The 15,120-nt window shown below is 36.2% G+C and carries 8 protein-coding genes and 1 tRNA gene; 3 read left to right on the top strand and 6 right to left on the bottom strand.

Translation table 11 applies throughout. The features are described 5' to 3' along the window. Positions 1–79: 79 nt before the first annotated feature. Positions 80–1,777, top strand: a complete 1,698-nt coding sequence (dld, locus tag CDA10_RS00380) for a D-lactate dehydrogenase (RefSeq protein WP_089603551.1) — start codon at positions 80–82, stop codon at positions 1,775–1,777. A 78-nt stretch (positions 1,778–1,855) separates the two neighbouring features. Here dld and CDA10_RS00375 read toward each other — a convergent pair whose 3' ends face one another. Beyond that, positions 1,856–2,665, bottom strand: a complete 810-nt coding sequence (locus CDA10_RS00375) for a hypothetical protein (protein WP_089603550.1) — start codon at positions 2,663–2,665, stop codon at positions 1,856–1,858. Positions 2,666–2,909: 244 nt separating this feature from the next. Between CDA10_RS00375 and CDA10_RS00370 the strand changes: the two genes are divergently transcribed. Both CDA10_RS00370 and CDA10_RS00365 read left to right on the top strand, forming a co-directional pair. Then, positions 2,910–4,943, top strand: coding sequence for an NADPH-dependent 2,4-dienoyl-CoA reductase (locus CDA10_RS00370; protein WP_089603767.1), 2,034 nt, complete (start codon positions 2,910–2,912; stop codon positions 4,941–4,943). Between the two features lie 98 nt (positions 4,944–5,041). Then, positions 5,042–5,131 (top strand) — tRNA-Ser (locus tag CDA10_RS00365). A 152-nt stretch (positions 5,132–5,283) separates the two neighbouring features. On the opposite strand, the gene CDA10_RS00360 is transcribed toward CDA10_RS00365, so the two are convergent. The 5 genes from CDA10_RS00360 to CDA10_RS17120 form a co-directional block, all read right to left on the bottom strand. Beyond that, positions 5,284–5,679, bottom strand: a complete 396-nt coding sequence (locus CDA10_RS00360; RefSeq protein ID WP_089603549.1) for a DUF2784 family protein — start codon at positions 5,677–5,679, stop codon at positions 5,284–5,286. Beyond that, positions 5,666–7,216, bottom strand: a complete 1,551-nt coding sequence (locus tag CDA10_RS00355) for a radical SAM protein (RefSeq protein ID WP_089603548.1) — start codon at positions 7,214–7,216, stop codon at positions 5,666–5,668. Before CDA10_RS00355 ends, CDA10_RS00360 begins: the two co-directional genes overlap by 14 nt. Then, positions 7,209–7,931 (bottom strand): hypothetical protein, encoded by a 723-nt coding sequence (locus tag CDA10_RS00350; RefSeq protein WP_089603547.1) that lies wholly within the window; start codon positions 7,929–7,931, stop codon positions 7,209–7,211. Before CDA10_RS00350 ends, CDA10_RS00355 begins: the two co-directional genes overlap by 8 nt. A gap of 441 nt (positions 7,932–8,372) precedes the next feature. Next, the gene (locus CDA10_RS00340) at positions 8,373–9,494 is read right to left on the bottom strand and encodes a right-handed parallel beta-helix repeat-containing protein (protein WP_089603545.1); all 1,122 of its coding nucleotides are present in this window, start codon (positions 9,492–9,494) and stop codon (positions 8,373–8,375) included. After that, a complete protein-coding gene (locus tag CDA10_RS17120; RefSeq protein ID WP_089603544.1) occupies positions 9,491–15,094 on the bottom strand; it encodes a DUF6765 family protein in 5,604 nt (1,867 codons plus the stop codon). The genes CDA10_RS00340 and CDA10_RS17120 overlap by 4 nt, the downstream gene beginning before the upstream one ends. Positions 15,095–15,120 lie beyond the last annotated feature (26 nt).

Genomic DNA, 15,120 nt, shown 5'->3' with positions numbered 1-15,120 from the left:
CTAGGAATAGTTTTGGGTGAAAAGTCCCCCTTTGGAAAAGGGGGATTTAGGGGGATTTGAATAATTGGAAATAACAACTATGAACACCCAATCCTCTACTAAACACACTATTCAAAACCTCATCGCTATTGTCGGTAAACAACACGTTTTAATTGATGATCATGATACTAGGCTCTATCGTCAGGGACGCCGCTATGGATCAGGTCAAGTCCTTGCTGTTGTTGTTCCGGGCACTTTGCTTGAGCAATGGCTAGTCTTGCAAACTGCGGTAAATGCAGATTGTATCGTGATTATGCAAGCAGCAAATACAGGTTTGACAGGTGGCTCTACGCCATTTGGTGATGATTATGACCGTCCTGTAATTTTAATGAGTACACGACGCTTGGCTGGTATTCAAGTCATTAATGAAGGTCAGCAAGTGATTTGCTTACCGGGTGCAACACTGGATCGACTTGAAAAAGAATTAGCACAATTTAACCGTGAACCACATTCTGTGATTGGGTCGTCATGTATTGGTGCATCTGTTTTAGGTGGTGTGTGCAATAACTCTGGCGGCGCACTGGTTCGTCGTGGCCCTGCATATACAGAATTGGCACTTTATGCACGTATCAATGCGTCTGGCGAATTAGAGTTGGTGAATCATTTAGGTGTAAATCTAGGGGTTACACCTGAAGAAATTCTAACGAAGCTTGAGAATAAAAATTACCAAGCCAATGATGTGATTAACAATTCAGAGTGTTGTGCATCGGATCATCGTTACGCACACGATGTTAAACAGGTCGATGAAAATACCCCTGCACGTTTTAATGCTGATCCATCACGATTATTTGAGGCATCAGGCTCGGCAGGGAAAGTTTGTGTCTTTGCTGTACGCTTAGATACTTTCGAGAAAATACCTAGTCAGGTGTTCTATGTCGGTACAAATTCACATGATGATTTGACTGAAATTCGCCGTTTTCTACTCAAAGATTTACCACGCTTACCAATAGCAGGGGAATATATTCACCGTGTTGCTTATGATATTGGTGCTGAATACGGTAAAGATACATTTATGTTTATCGAAAAATTTGGTACAGCCAAAGTACCTGCTGCATTTGCGATGAAAGATAAAGTCGATGGGTATTTAGAAAAAGTAGGCTTACGTGGTTTATCAGACAAAGTCTTACAACTGATCACCAAATTTATGCCAAGCCATTTACCGAAAAGTATGAATGAGTTTCGGGATTTGTATGAACATCATCTTGTGATTCGAGTTGAAAATCAGGATGTTGAACAGGTCGAAGCATTTTTAAAAGACTATTTCCACAATAAAACTTCAGGAAATTATTTCCACTGTACCGATGAAGAAGGGCGTAAAGCATTTTTACATCGTTTTGCAGTTGCTGGTGCTGCAATTCGATATCGAGATACCCATCGTTCAGAAGTTGAAGATATTGTGGCGTTGGACATTGCATTGCGTCGTAACGACCGTGAATGGGTGGAAACTTTACCTAAGGAAATGGATGATTTAATTCTGCATAAATTGTATTACGGTCATTTTTTATGTCACGTATTCCATCAGGATTATATTGTCAAAAAAGGGGTAGACCCTTTAGCCATGGAACATCAAATGTGGCATTTATTGGATGGGCGTGGTGCTGAATATCCTGCAGAACATAATGTTGGACATTTATATATTGCTAAGCCTGCTTTAAAAAATCATTATCAAAAGCTAGATCCAACCAATAGTTTTAATGTAGGAATTGGTCAAACCAGTAAATTAAAATATTGGAAATAGTGATGAATTAATATCAACAGATGATAGATGTTAATAATTTCATTAATCAGCCATATTCATATTGAAGATGGCTGATTTTTACTTTTGCTGACCTAGTTTTGAAGAAATAAATCCAAGGACCAATGCACTGATTAAAAAAGCCAAAACAGCATAGAGTATGGAATATGTTGTAAACCAAACAGCAAAGGTAACGATCACTACGATGATGGTACAAATGAGGATGGTTAGCCCTGTAGATTTAGCTACAGTTGAAGGTTGGTTTTCTTGTAATTGATTTGCTTCATTATTTATGGGTTCATAGATTGCATTATTGTTTACCCCATAAAAGAAATAGGGATGATCATCAAAACGAGCTAGATCTGCTCTTTGGAGTGCAGAAAATTCATCGCGATTGCTATGATCATATTGAAAATTTTCAATATGTTGTAATGGCTGCATTAAAAAATTGGCATCATTTGAATCTATAGGTAATCCACTGGTTCTTAATAAAATATATTGTGGATAGTGCTGTTCAATGAGTGACTTAAATTGTTCAAACTGAAAGCTATTCTCAGTTCCAAAAATCGCTGTGAAAATAGCTTGATGATTTTTTAGGTTAATTAAAGCCTGTTTTTGATCAACCACCAAATAAGCATAATAATGATCGCCAAAGGTATCTTGGTAGTCTTCTAAATTATCAAGCAACCGTTCATCATTTAGATCTAAATCATCTGTGTATTTTGCCCACAAAATATGATCTTGTTTAAATAACATGAGCCATAAAATAGGAATAAAAGCGTTTGCCTCAAGTTCAAAAGATGCTGTTTTGAAAAAATTAGCCCATTGATTTTGACTGCCTACAGGCATATGGTTCAAATGTGAACTCGTTAAAAATACTGGATGGCTCATATCGTTAATATGCTCAATTTCTAAAAGTTTTTAATAAGCATATTTCAAATTGGTTAAATTGAATCTTTAAAATTGTTGTAAAGCTGTATATAGATAATCATAGTTATAATCGCTTAACGCTATATTTATTTACATGATTGACTCTATCTACGTTGAAAATAACATAAAAAGTCATCCCAAAAAGGATAAAAATAGATAAAGTAGTATGCAACAAGTTGCAAAGCCAAATATTAAAGGATTCATCATGACAACTAGCTATGCAAATATTCTAAAACCCCTTCATTTGGGATTTACGACCATTAAAAATCGTGTCGTGATGGGTTCCATGCACACGGGTTTAGAAGATCGCTTTTATAATTATCCAAAACTCGCTGCATATTTTGGTGAGCGTGCCAAAGGTGGTGTTGGACTGATTATTACAGGTGGTATTTCACCAAACCGTCAAGGTTGGTTACTTCCTGCTGGTGGGACGATGAATAATATTGGAGATATTGCTCCGCATCGTTTGGTGACACATGCTGTACATAAGCATGGTGCAAAAATCCTCATGCAAATTCTACATGCAGGACGTTATGGGTATCAGCCATTTGTTGTATCTGCGAGCCCAATCAAATCGCCTATTTCAGTATTTAAACCACGTCAAATGAGTGAAAAACTTATTCTTGAAACGATTCAAGATTATGCTGAAACAGCGAGCCTAGCAAAAAAAGCAGGTTATGATGGTGTGGAAATTATGGGTTCAGAAGGTTATCTTTTGAATCAATTTTTAAGCCTCCATGTCAATCAGCGTGAAGATCGTTGGGGTGGCCCAATTGAAAATCGTATGCGCTTTGCTGTAGAAATTGTAAAAGCGATTCGTGAAAAAGTTGGTGAAAAATTCATTATTTGTTTCCGTTTATCTATGCTGGATTTGGTGCATGATGGTAATACCATGCATGAAGTCATTACGGTTGCTCAAGCTTTGGAAAAGGCAGGCATTACGTTATTGAATACAGGAATTGGTTGGCATGAAGCACGTGTTCCAACGATCGTAACGTCAGTTCCTCGTGCTGCTTTTGTGGACTACACGGCAGAAGTGAAAAAGCATGTGTCTGTACCAGTCATTGCATCAAACCGTATCAATATGCCTGAAACTGCTGAAGAAATATTGGCAGCAGGTAAAGCAGATATGGTGCAAATGGCTCGCCCATTGCTCGCCGATGCTTTTTGGGTGAATAAAACTGCGACTAATCGTGTTGATGAAATTAATACCTGTATCGCTTGTAACCAAGCTTGTTTAGACCATAGTTTCCAAAATAAACGTGCGAGTTGTTTAGTTAACCCACGTGCTGCTCATGAAACGGAACTGGTTTATATTAAAACCAAAAAACCAAAGAAAATTGCTGTAGTTGGCGGTGGGGTCGCAGGAATGTCGGCGGCAACCATTGCGGCTGAACGAGGTCACCAAGTGACATTGTTTGAAGCGTCAAGTGAAGTTGGTGGTCAGTTTAATTTAGCGAAAGTTGTTCCGGGGAAAGAAGAGTTCCATGAAACCATTCGCTATTTTAAAGTACAGATTGAAAAGACAGGTGTGGATTTACGTTTAAATACCAAAGTCAATCGTGAACAACTTGAACGTGAAGGTTTTGATGATGTTGTAGTAGCAACAGGTGTTATTCCTCGTGGTTTGAAAATTGAAGGGAGCGATGCACCACAAGTTTTATCTTATGCAGAAGTTTTACGTGGCGCACCTGTAGGGCATAATGTTGCAGTGATTGGCGCGGGAGGTATTGGTTTTGATGTATCTGAATACTTATTGAAACCAGAACATCAACCGCAACCTCAGCCATTGTCAGATTGGATGCGTGAATGGGGGATTGACCCAAATCCAAACTATATGACTGAAGGTGGTTTTGTTCCAGCAGAAGTTGAGCCGCCAATTCGTCAGATTTATTTGATGCAACGTAAAACCACAGCTTTAGGTGCAGGTCTAGGTAAAACCTCAGGTTGGGTACACCGTGCACAATTGAAAAAGCATGCAGTCAGAATGATGCGCGGTGTGCAGTATAAAGCTGTGACTAATGAAGGACTATGGATTGAAACCAATGGCCAAGATCAACTTTTACGTGTTGATACGATAGTCGTCTGTGCAGGGCAAGAGTCTGTGAAGGATTTAATGCCAAAAGAAGGTGAGTCGACATTGGCCACTTATCATATTATTGGTGGTGCGAAACTTGCTGGTGAGCTTGATGCAAAACGTGCAATACGTGAAGGTGCTGAATTAGCAGCTAAACTTTAAGCAAAAAATGCAAAATTGATGAAACAATATGCATTTGAATGCTTTAAGCTTATATTTCTCTTGTCAGAAATAAGAAAGCTTAGTATTCTTGCGCACATGGAAGCGTGGCAGAGCGGTTTAATGCACCGGTCTTGAAAACCGACGAGGGTGTGAGTCCTCCGTGAGTTCGAATCTCACCGCTTCCGCCAAATTTTTAAATAAGCTCTTGTTTTTACAAGGGCTTATTTTTTATCTGTGCTTTTACCCCACATAAAAATTTGAAGTTACAGGAAACCGACTATACGATGTATTTTGAAGTTAAAATATAGGTAATAAAAATACAGTAAGAGTATTTTATTTACTACATTGCCATTTGGGGAAAAATTCGATTTAAAAAAATTAAATAAGGGATAAAGTTTGCTAAAATCATAATCCACATGAAAATTTTACGCGAACTGGGCTCATATCCTGTTCTGTTGAAATGAGACCAAATATAGTAGGGCATAAACTCATCCATTGGCCAAGATAATGTTTCTCCTGCTTTTACACGCAATGATCTTTCCCATTTTGTTAAAAAGCATCCCATATTTCGTTTGCGATTTATGACGCCATAAAACACACAAATCATATGAAATATCATTAAGCTATTAAATGGAAAAGCTATTAGCCCTCCGATTAGTACAAATAAAATAAAAGTCATATGCCAAGCTGCTATAAACCTAGCTAATAATAAATAGATCAATCTATGTAAGTTCATTTTCAATATCTGCAATTTGTACGACCTTTACCGAATCAAATTTATCCCAGTTGTCTTGTTCTCTATAGCGCACGTTGTATTCGCAAAAAGAAATCAATTGACCATCATTATTTAGAGTATGGTGGCAACACGCTGAAACTCTATCTTGGTCATAATTAAATTGATCCATAAAAGGCTTTATTACAATGCCAAATACATCTTCAGTACGGATTAAATAACGGCTGATTTTGGCAAATAAAGTTTTAAAAAAACCATGTTTATTGGTACCTAACATACCTCGTAATTCTTGTTGATCTAATAAAGTTTTATTAGCAACATCATTCATGATACTGTCTAAATCAACAAATTTAGCAATATTAATAAAGAGCCCAAATCGCCGTACAAACAATGTTACCCAGCCACAATTTGGGTGGCTACATGGTATGGGTAAGAAGTCATTTTGTGTTACATATTTGGGAAAAGCATTTGCAACACCTTTGGCTACATCAGACAATGTAAGACGTTCAGTTGCGTAATGGGGTAATTCGTAACGTCCTGTAAAAAAAGCGGGTTGCATTGCAATTAATCGAACATTTTTATATTTTTTACCTTGACTGACAACCCATGCAATTTCTTTCTCACTCACTCCATAACTTAGAGTCATCGTCAATTGCATTGCAATCCCTATATGATTAAGATTTTTTAATATCTTAAGTCGTATTTTTAAAAGATTAGCATGACGTAGTGCTTGATTTGTCGTTATTTCTTCACCATCAAATTGTAATAAAACTAATAATTTATTTTTATAAGGTAATAATTTCTTATATGTTTCACCTTTTGATAATTGAATACCATTCGTTGGCAGATATATCTTTTTGACTTGATTTTGTGCGTATAGCCAATCGAAAATATCCCAAATTTGAGGGTGCAATAATGCTTCACCTCCAGTAATTTGAACTGAGTCGATTTGCTCTTTTAGCAAAATTAAGTCTGTCATATATCGTTTAAACTGGTTTAGCGGTATAACCTTATCGCCTTTTGCATCGGCATAACATACTCGACAAGCGAGATCACATGCATTGGTTACTTCAACTAAAACAGTACATGTTTTGTTGTCACTTTGGTCAGCAAAGCTTTCACGCCATGTTTGATTATTGTTTATCTGTTTAGTTGATGGGCAACATCCTGTCGTTGGATCACAACAACCATTTGCTGAATTACTTATAGAATTAAATATGGGAAAGTCAATTTTGTGATTTAAACTATACGATTTTCCCCATTGATCTTTATTGGATAGCCGATAAAAACGTTTATCATTTTCTAAAATAGCTTGGCGTATACCGTGGGTATCACATTGTTTTTTGATCAATACTTGTTCGCCATGTTCAAATACGCATGCTGGTGTATATGTTTTACATTGATCACACAAACTTATGGTTGTTTTAATGAGAATATCTTGATCACTTAACATAAATTTTTGATAAATATCAGTAGATGAGAATGCTTGTAATTGTTTTTGAATGGTACTTAAGTGAATACCTGTTTTTAGATCATACATAGTTTTTTCCTATCACCATGAATGTAGAATACATACGATACAAAGCGTGTTCAGTAGTCGAAAAATGATTTTTATAATCTTTGAGCATACGCTGAACTTGTGCGGATGAAAAATCTAAATTGGCAATTTTTTCGCTGTATTGATGTGATCGTAATATGTCCTTGGCAATTTGCTCTGGTAAAAGCTCGAATACTGATTGACGTGTATATTTTACATGTCTTAATTCATCATCAAGTACTGTTTGTACTACCTTAGTAACATAAGGCTCGCTATTTGCAGCTAAACAAGCATCCAAATGATACTCCAAAGAGTGTGTTACTCTTTTTTCCAAGAAGTGAGCATGTGCCAAAAAATGAGCTAATTTAAGCGTTTGTTGATCACGGTTATCTGTTTGAATATCTACGGTAAACGAGTTCGCCATGTACTGACGAATAATGTGATTAAAGCAATTTTCAATTGGAAGTTCTACTATAGGCTGCCTTATTTTGATAAGTGCTTTGTTGTACAATGCAACATGTTTGTCTTCATCTTGCATGTGTTGCTGTACTTTATTTGATAGTTCTTCGGTATTTGCAGCATAATATGGAAAATAATCAAGCACCCGTTGAGGGTATGCTTCACCATTTAAGTACAGATTAAGTACTACTCCATGTAAAGTTGGATCAGCACATACCATTCGATGAAAAGACTGCTTAATACGTGATATTACATACATACGCTCTCCCTACACTTTTTGTTAATAAGTTGTTTAATTATAAAAAATTGATACGATCCATATTGTAATAAACCCTAGCAGACATATCCCTGCGAGATTGTGGACAGTACGTTCGTGTTTAGATAGCAGTTTATGGAAAACTATCTCATCATATAGCATCACAGGAATGACACAGGCCAGTGCTATTACAGCAATGCTGTGCAATCCAAGAATAGATGTGATAAAAAAAACTCCAAATAAGACAATGGATATACCGTGAGCACCTCGCTCTTTAGGCGGAACTTTGCGATGATTAACATGTAGCCACACATCGTATGCCAGTACACTAAGATATGGTGCTACACCTGCTAATAGCATCCAGTTTATTTTCATTTTGATACATCCTACCAATGGTTTTTTCTATATTTTTAATATTTATTTAAACCGATTTTAAGAAACCTATTATTTAAGCACAATCTCACCTTTTCGATTCATCGTAACATTGCCTGCGAATTTGTTAGGATTTATAACATTGCCGTAGCCTGTAAAATTTTCAGGTTTAATTTCATTGCCATTCTCGTCGACAATCGAACTCCACTGATCTATCAAAATAGGAACTTTAAAACCGTTAAAAGTATTGTTTGTAATACGAACACGAGGGGAGTGGTCTAAAACGATGGCGTAGGCTTGGTCATTTTTTTTGGTGAGGGTAAAAGTATTTCCATCAATGACTGTATCAGGGGAGAATTTGATATATAAAACATTTGGAATGGCAGTAGTATCATTATTTTCATCAGGAAATATTTGTTGTGATTTATCTATGAGTCTAGATGAATTCGTCTTAGTTAAAGAAAATATACTTTTATTACTTCCAACTTTATCTTTTGAAAGTGTAGTATTTACACCTAATTTAGTTTTAGAAATTATTTTATTTTGAATTATAGTTGCTTTAGAACCTGCAATATATATATTTTTTTCTATAATAAATTGAGAGGAAAGTATTCCTCCTCCCCATGAGCTTAATTCTAAAGTATCAGAATAATTTTTCATGTCTTTAAAGTGAAAATTTTCAATAGTTCCTTGATATGCTCCTGAACTATATTCTTTAGCATATAAAAATCCATATTTTTCTACATTATTATTTATTTGTGTATTTGTTGAAAAATTTGGAGAAATATAATTACCTCCTAAAGATAAATAAGTATTTAATAAAATACCATTCTGAATAATCGTATCATGACCTCTAAGCTCAACAACAGGAAAGCCTTGTTTAGAAAAATCCCAAACATGTCCTTGCATATCGAGTTCCTGATTCTCCAAGTCTAAAATTAAACCTGCGCGACTTCCTGAGTAGCTACTGGTATGTCCAGCGCCAACTAAAATTTGTAAAAATTTAGGTGTATAGTCTTTTGAAACACTTTTTGCGATAGAGTCTCGTGTAGCACAGGTTTTTTTAATTTTTTTTCCATTCAGTTGGCTGATTCCACATTCAGGAAATTCATATTGCATACCACTCGCAATATCATCATTACCACAAGCGGTCAATGAAATGGATGAAGCTATAAGAAGTATTATTTTTTTCATTTTGTAGTTCCTTGAGGAGGGGTACCTTGGATAACAAATACTTTATTTTGATTCTGTATTTGAGTGATTAGATTTGTGGAATATTTTAGTCTATAACTTCGCACACCTTTTTCCACACTTTCACTTTCTCCATCCTGTGATTCATATTTCTGCACAGATGTATCCCAAATAACATTATCAAATTTCTTTTTTTGCTCAAGTGATGCAATAGATTGAAATGCCAATATACGATTGGTGATTGCTTGTGGAACATTAAAACCATCAATGCCTGCAATATAACCACCAACGATCTTTCCTTTAGAGTTTTCTAAAGCACTATTATAACTAATTAATTTAAATTCTTTACTTTGCTTTGGTTTATATCCCCAATTAGGTGCATTGACGGTAATCACTTTATCTTCTTTGACAAAGTTGCCAACAATTTTATAAGTTTGTATTTGTGTATTCTGACCATTTAACAAGTTTTGTAAGTAGGTAACTTTAGAAACTACACCATCTAATGATCCTGTACCATGTTCATCAAAATCCTCTCGTATTTGATTAAAATTTTTCAATAATGGTTCGAGTTGATTCCATGATATAACTTTATTGGTATTTTTAAGCGTGGATCGATTGTATTCAAGCAATTTGTTATAAATTTCTTTTTGCGACACTAATGTTCTTGTTGAATTGTTCATCCATTCTCGAATCAAGTTATTATTGATTAGTGAACCTGAGGGTAAGTCATAAGTATGGTCTGGATGAGTTAAGCCTGTTGCATGTCCTGTTCCTCCATTTGTACCATAAGGATCATTGTTTTGATCTCGATGAGCAAATGTATCCTCAAATGCATGCAGATATTCACCAAAAAATTGCATACTGAGGTTTTTACTACATTTAATTGCCCTTGTATAATTAGTTTTCATAATCTCAAGTTGAGGGATACCTTTTTGATTAGGATTCTTTTTTGTATTTTGATCTAAATTTGAAGTTAATCTCCAAACTTTGTATTGACTATCAGTCATTCCTTTCGGTTTCTGTAAATCCCAGCTACCCAAGTCATAACCACTACCAATACTTTCATAATATTCTCGGTTATTAGTAAAGTGGTACCAATCTAAACGCATTGTTGTTGCATTGTTAAGTTCAATACTACCATAATCATACCAATGGCTTCCTTCAGGCAATGGACTTGTATTGTCATTTACATCCACAAATTGAGCAGCCAAAGCAATTCGTCTCGCATTATCCGAATCAATTCCTGCGGTAATTGCAAGAAAATAAGTCATGTAATAATGCATATCCGTTTGGTATAAACCATAAGGATCAACTTTGTTTAACGGATTATTACCCACATACAAATAAGGATTTAAACCATCGACAGTTCCCATTGGATCAGGCGTTAAATAACGCCCTACGACAGGATCGTATTGACGATAACCATTGTCATACAAACCTGTAATTGGGTCTTCATTTTGTCCAGGTAAACGAACCGAAATAGCATAACGCAAATCATCTATCGATTGAGAAATAGGTAAATTTTGATTCACTCTAATGAGCTGGGCTTCATCATTATGTGTGCTAACCGTATTTAAACGTTCACCGAATGGTGAGTAATCAGTTTGCCAACGGACAGTATTATTCTTATCAAAAACCTTGACTGGCGCACCAATACGATTGAACTGAACTGCATTAAACGAAGCGAAAGCTATATCTAACTGCTCATTCTGTTTTTGAGTAGAAATCTGACTAAATTGCATCACAGGCAAACCCGCGAGCATCACATAATCACGATCAACGATAACATCATTAAGTTCAGGTGCATGAATGTCGGAATACTTTTCAGTAGGCATACGCAAACGCTGCTGTTCCCACATTCGAATACCATTCACATAGCCATTACGTTGTGAAAACTCACGCTGTTGATTTTTACTTTTAAATGATACAGAACGTTTGGAGACAAAACCTTGTTGATTAAATTGTTGATCTATTGAAATATTATGATTTTGATCATTTACCCCCTTCCATACATTAGAAGAGGTATCCCATAAAGGTGCACCATTATTTGCAGAAGGCACATAATCTAAAACCGTATTTACTTCAGACCCAGCCTGCCACCAAGCATGAGGTTGTCCAGTTTGTGCATAAGAAGCAATGCGAGAGAGTTGACCCGTTTGTATATTTCCTTTACTCACTTGATGCCGCGATACACCAAGCAACTGTACAGAAGCATCCGCATTTTCACCATAACGATAAAAATTTATGGCTTCTGGTTGTTGTTTATTGGCTTTTTGCCACTGTAGGCGGCGATTACCTTGTGCATCATAAGCGTAGACTTGAGCTGGATACCAAGAACGGCTCAATTTATGTTGGCTATCACTTTTCCACACAGCCAACAATTGATCTTGATCATCATATTGATAAAATTGACGTCCTGATTCATTGCTATAAATTAAACGATCTGCCTGATCATAAACATAATTTGCTGTTTGAATTGCAGTTTTAGGTAAATTCTGATTAAGCCATTGATACTTAACTTTATGGACAAAATTTCCCCACCACGATTGAGAGGTAGGGCTATACCAACGTTGTTCAGTCAGTCGCCCACGGCTGTCATAATTTCGCCACAATTGCTGACCTGAGGACAAACGATAATGGGCCAATTGCCCAGTACTACTCCATTGAATTTGATCAACAAAAGCTTTTTCGCCATTTTTAGTGAGTTGTAAAGAAGTAATCTGACCCAAATTATCTCGATCATACTGAATGGTTAAATCGCGACGTATTTCTTTACTCAGCAAACCATTTTCATCGTATTCATAATCTTCAGACCATGAATTTATGGATAAGTTATGATCTTGCTGCTTACTTTTCCCTGATAAAATATCTGCAATTTGATTCAGTTGTTGTGTTTGGCTAATAAAATTAATAGGTTGAACATTTGTCTTGTTCAATGATGTATCGAGTTGGGCTGTTGTATGGCGAAGTAACTTCCCATCTTGAGCATATTGCCATTGCTGTACTTCATCTTGACTAATTTGACGAATGGGTTTTGAGCCGTCAAATTCAGTTTTTTGGGTAATTATTTCTTCTTGAGTTTTAGGGTTTTTAATCGAGGACTCAACAAGATTATGTGCATAGTCATACTTATTCTTCTGAATAAAACCTTTCTCATCAATGATTTCTGTAGGTAAATCTATTTCATTAAAACGATATAGTTTTATTCCTATAGCTGGTGATTGAGTTACTACAGTACGACCAAAATCATCCATCCATTTATTTTGTTGTAAGCCAGCAGACGATTGAGTGGCATAACCTTGATTGAATGAAGATAATGTAGAGTGAATTAATTGATTGCTTTTATTTTCTATTTGTAAAGCAATCGTACGCCCAAGCCCATCAGCGTGTTGGATAAAAACACGATTGAGCGCATCTTTGCGCGTAGAAATAAGACCAGTTTGGCTTGTTTTTTGTAATAAACCTAAAGCATCAGAAACCTCAGTAGATACATTGTCAGAACTGAAATTAAATTTATTCATGGTTTGATGAACCAATTTACCATCTTGATCGACTAATGTTTCAGATGTCACTAGATTTTCAGTATTATATTTTTTTTGAAGATTTAAGCCTTGAATATTTCGTTTTTCAATCAAGCGACCCATTAAATCATAAATAAAGTCTGTTTGTTGTAAACCATTTTGAGTCGAAATAAGTTGTCCTTGAGCATTAAACTTATTTTCAATAATGTGCTTTTGATTTGCAGAATGATAAATATATTTAGATACGTTTGGCCCAGTTCCTACATAACTGAGATCAATAAGCATCGTTCTTTGACCATCGTATACTTTAATACTTGATGGACGTTCAAGCTTATCAAATGATAAAACTTGGACACCTTGATGACCTGGTAGATTCAGTTGTTTGAGTTGTCCTGTTAAGCTGTATTGAAAAGTACGAATATCACTATCTCTTGGACTATTCGTTTTCCCATTGGGCAGAGGACCATCCTCCCAAGCTAACCGACCGTGTTCATCATAACCATACTTAGATTCCCGAACTAACACATCACCTAAAGGAGAAAACCCAGTTTCCTTTACAGAGATCAGATGATTATTTTGATCATAAGTAAACTCCTTACGGTATTTTTTCCCAGCAACCACACTCTGACGTGATTCCGCTTTTAAACGGCGAGCATCTCGTTGATTCAATTGGAGGAGCAGGGGATTGTCTAAGTTTGATACATTAGATGATTTAAGTTGAAAAGACTCATACTCATAAAAAGTCGTCTGAGCTTGTACCCCAACCCCAGAAACAGTTTTAGACAATACCTCACCTAAATCATTATATTTTAGGTCAATTGCACGAATGACCTCTCCTGATGAATCTAGATCGGCAGCATAAGTGACTAAGCCCTGAGGATTAAAACGATAACGCTTATTGACCTCACCACAACTAGCACAGCCTGCGCCAAAGCTTTCTAATAATTGGAACTGTGTGCCGACAACCTGATAGGAATAAGTTGTTTTCTGCCCTAAACTGTTGGTGACCACATTTTTAAAGACAGGTTTGTTGGCAGAATAATTTGCAGGCATCGCCTTGGTGGTACGTGGATCAAACTGAATGGTGACTTTCTCAATGCCATTCGCATGCTGACTCAAACTAGCCCGATCCTGCTGATCATACTGCCACTGGGAAATTAACCTGAATTTCTTTTGATCTGGATCGAACACAGACTTTGCAGTGAGGTTATGAATATCCCCACCTTGAAACTTAGGATCATAACTATACTTAAAGCGGCGACCATCAGGATAAACAACTTGAGCCAGATTATGATGACGATCAAGAAAATAGAAATATTTACCTATAGGTGTGGTTAAGGTAATTAGGGGTAAACCAAACTTGGTGATTGAATACGCAAAGGAAAGCTGCTGGCCTTGCCCATTTTTCACCACAGCAAGACGCTGCTGTGGATCATAAATAAAAGAAAAATTAAGTGCGGGATTATTTTTATCAAGAGTTGATAAAGCTGAGATTTTAGTGATATGCGCCAGATTAGGATCTTTACCACCTAGATATTGAAAGAAATAATCCTGATTGGATTGAGTTTTGTGCCACACCCATCCAGAACCATCAATTTTCTTTTCAATCCAACCATCGGAAGGATTGAGAGGTAGGGCACGAATAACAAACTGATTATTACCGAGGTTAATCTTATTTTTTTTGAAATTGATACGTTTCCCAGATTCAAGACGAATCTGGATAATATCGGGTTGTTCATAAAGTTTAAGATCAAAAGAGCTGTACCAACCATAACCGAAAGGAGTATTGGCATGACTTTGACTATTATAAAACCGAGAGAAGGAGAGACCTTTAAAGGAGGGAAGTTCTTTAAAGTCTTCCACAGCTTCAAACTTATTGCCATTGAGGACATTGATAGGGTTACCAACGCCAGTGTCGAGCCCACCACAAGCATAGGTTGGTCCTTCACTTTGAGTGACGATAGCGAAAGAAGAGTTTGTACCACATTGGCTAAAGTCGATGACGGCAGCATAGGAAAGAGGTGAAATAAAATAAATTATTGTTATTAAATACAATAAGATTAATTTTTTGTTTTTTTTCATTTTATCGAACAATATTTTTAAGATTT

The sequence above is a fragment of the Acinetobacter piscicola genome (genome assembly GCF_002233755.1).
In the GTDB taxonomy this organism is placed as follows: Bacteria; Pseudomonadota; Gammaproteobacteria; order Pseudomonadales; family Moraxellaceae; genus Acinetobacter; species Acinetobacter piscicola.
The sequence above is the reverse complement of the archived record's forward strand: the minus strand, read 5'-3'. Positions and strand labels throughout refer to the sequence as shown.

Coding starts and splice junctions, on each gene's coding strand:
- dld (WP_089603551.1), top strand. CDS start 80: ATGAACACCCAATCCTCTACTAAACACACTATTCAAAACCTCATCGCT.
- CDA10_RS00375 (WP_089603550.1), bottom strand. CDS start 2,665: ATGAGCCATCCAGTATTTTTAACGAGTTCACATTTGAACCATATGCCT.
- CDA10_RS00370 (WP_089603767.1), top strand. CDS start 2,910: ATGACAACTAGCTATGCAAATATTCTAAAACCCCTTCATTTGGGATTT.
- CDA10_RS00360 (WP_089603549.1), bottom strand. CDS start 5,679: ATGAACTTACATAGATTGATCTATTTATTATTAGCTAGGTTTATAGCA.
- CDA10_RS00355 (WP_089603548.1), bottom strand. CDS start 7,216: ATGTATGATCTAAAAACAGGTATTCACTTAAGTACCATTCAAAAACAA.
- CDA10_RS00350 (WP_089603547.1), bottom strand. CDS start 7,931: ATGTATGTAATATCACGTATTAAGCAGTCTTTTCATCGAATGGTATGT.
- CDA10_RS00340 (WP_089603545.1), bottom strand. CDS start 9,494: ATGAAAAAAATAATACTTCTTATAGCTTCATCCATTTCATTGACCGCT.
- CDA10_RS17120 (WP_089603544.1), bottom strand. CDS start 15,094: ATGAAAAAAAACAAAAAATTAATCTTATTGTATTTAATAACAATAATT.